This is a genomic window from Skermanella sp. (genome assembly GCF_059503625.1).
This window is the reverse complement of sequence record NZ_JCACHA010000527.1, coordinates 1-2,083: the sequence shown is the minus strand read 5'-3', so window position 1 is coordinate 2,083 and position 2,083 is coordinate 1. Positions and strand designations below refer to the sequence as shown.

Here is a 2,083-nt window from a genome sequence, read left to right as displayed (position 1 = left end):
CGCATTGGGGAGAAACTCCGGTGCATACTCCCTTTTTCTCAAAACCGTCACATGGAATTACACATGACCACCTCCATCATTGGACTATTCGAGAATGGCGATATCGCGCGCAAGGTCGCCGATGCGCTGATCGAAAACGGTATTGAAGAAGATGTGATCGCCATCCTGGAGGGTGTCGCCGCCTCCGAGATCTCCAGCAGCCTGATCGAGGCCGGCTACCAGGAAGAACAGGCGGAGCGCTACGCCAAGGCGATGCGCGGCGGCGGCGCCCTGGTCGTGGCGGAAGCCCCGGACGACGAGGCGGACGACGCACTGGACACCATGCGGGGCTTCCACGCCCTGACGCCCGAGGCGCTGACGGAACTGCTGGAGAAGCGAAGCTCCGAAGAAGCCGGCAAGTCCAAGCACAAGGCCAAACCCAGGGCGATCGAGGCCGAACCGGCCCAACCCGGGCGGAGCAAGTCCAGGAAGCCCGACGAAGCGGAGACCCAGTCGGCGCAGGTGATCGAGGAGGAGCTTGAAGTCGGCGTCGCCCGGACCACGGGCGGCAAGCGCCTGGAGGTTTCGGTGAGCGAGCGGGAGGTTCAGGAAACGGTCACCCTGCACTCCGAGACGGTCGAGGTCGAGCGGAACAAAGCCCGCCGGACGCTCAGCCCCGAGGAAGCGGACAAGGCGTTCCAGGAGCGCACGATCGAGATGGTCGAGATCTCCGAAAAGCCGGTCGTTTCCAAGCAGGCCCACGTGATTGAGGAAGTCTCCCTGAACAAGACGACGGGCGAGCGCGAGGTCGTCGTCAGCGGAACGGTACGGCGTCAGGACGTCACGGTCGAGGACATCGACGGCAAGTCGAACGGCTCCGGGAAGTCCAGGTAAGCGGGATTTGACAAGCCGTATTGAACGGAACCGATGCGAAGCCCGTTCCTGCATCCAGAACATCTGACATACCGGAGAGTTTAAGTGAACGGCTTCCGATCAAGCGTCTCGCAAGCGGCTGGCCTTGTGAAAAAAGGCTCGCCGGTATCGCGGACCAAATCGATCCTCGCGGCTTCGGCTGCCGTCCTGGCGGCCACCGCCGTCTACAACGTCCTGCGGACGCGCAAGGTCGAACACGACCACCCGCCCGCCGGCCGGTTCATCACCGTGGATGGCGTCAAGCTGCACTATCTGGAGAAGGGCGAGGGACCGCCTGTCGTGCTCATCCACGGCAACGTCGTGACCGCCGAGGACTTCGTGCTGAGCGGCGTATTCGACCGTTTGGCGCGGAACCACCGGGTCATCGCCTTCGACCGGCCGGGCTACGGCTACAGCGAACGTCCGCAGGGATCGATCTGGACGGCGATCGAGCAGGCCGATCTGCTGGCGGAAGCCTTCTTCCGGCTGGGCATCGAGCGTCCCATCGTGGTGGGCCACTCCTGGGGGGCGCTGGTAGCCATGGAACTCGCGCTTGGCCAGCCGGACGATGTCAGCGGTCTGGTCGTGCTGAGCGGCTATTACCAACCCACGGTACGCGCCGACGTGCCGATGGTCGCGGCGCCGGCCATCCCGGTGTTCGGCGACGTGCTGCGCTACACCGTCGCCCCGCTGATGGGTGCGGCGCTGATGCCGATGAACGTGAAGGCGATGTTCGGCCCGCTCGACGTGCCGGAGCGGTTCAAGCGGGATTTCCCCTATGGCTTTCCCGTGCGTCCGTCGCAAATCCGCGCCGAATCCCAGGATGCCGTCTCGATGGTGCCCGCCGTGTTCGGGATGGCGGACCGCATCCGCGAGCTGAACATTCCGATCGCGATCATAGCCGGCACCGAGGACAGGATCGTGGATCACGAGGACCATGCCCGGTGGCTCCATCAGCAGCTTCCCGGCAGCGTCCTCCGGCTGGTTCCCGGTGCCGGACACATGGTCCATTACGCCGTCCCGGATGAGGTCGCCGAGGCGGTCGAAGCGGTATCGGAACGGAGAGCCGGGGTCGAAGCGCCGGTTTTGACCGGGACTTGACGCGCGTCAGCGGCTGAAGGCCATAGACGCTGACATAATACCAAGGGCCGAAGAGATTGACCTGTGCGAATGCCTTTGCCTGTGTAGGTCG

General features: G+C 64.2%; 2 protein-coding genes. Both read left to right on the top strand.

Features of this window, described 5'->3' with window-relative positions:
• Positions 1–63 precede the first annotated feature (63 nt).
• Positions 64–873 carry a YsnF/AvaK domain-containing protein gene (locus tag AC5JJ6_RS11245; protein ID WP_496042114.1) on the top strand — a complete coding sequence of 270 codons (810 nt, stop codon included), beginning with the start codon at positions 64–66 and terminating at the stop codon, positions 871–873.
• A gap of 84 nt (positions 874–957) precedes the next feature.
• Positions 958–1,992 carry an alpha/beta fold hydrolase gene (locus AC5JJ6_RS11240; protein WP_496042113.1) on the top strand — a complete coding sequence of 345 codons (1,035 nt, stop codon included), beginning with the start codon at positions 958–960 and terminating at the stop codon, positions 1,990–1,992.
• Positions 1,993–2,083 lie beyond the last annotated feature (91 nt).

What these genes read in the sequence shown, in the direction of transcription:
- AC5JJ6_RS11245 (WP_496042114.1), top strand. Translation starts at nt 64, where the DNA reads ATGACCACCTCCATCATTGGACTATTCGAGAATGGCGATATCGCGCGC.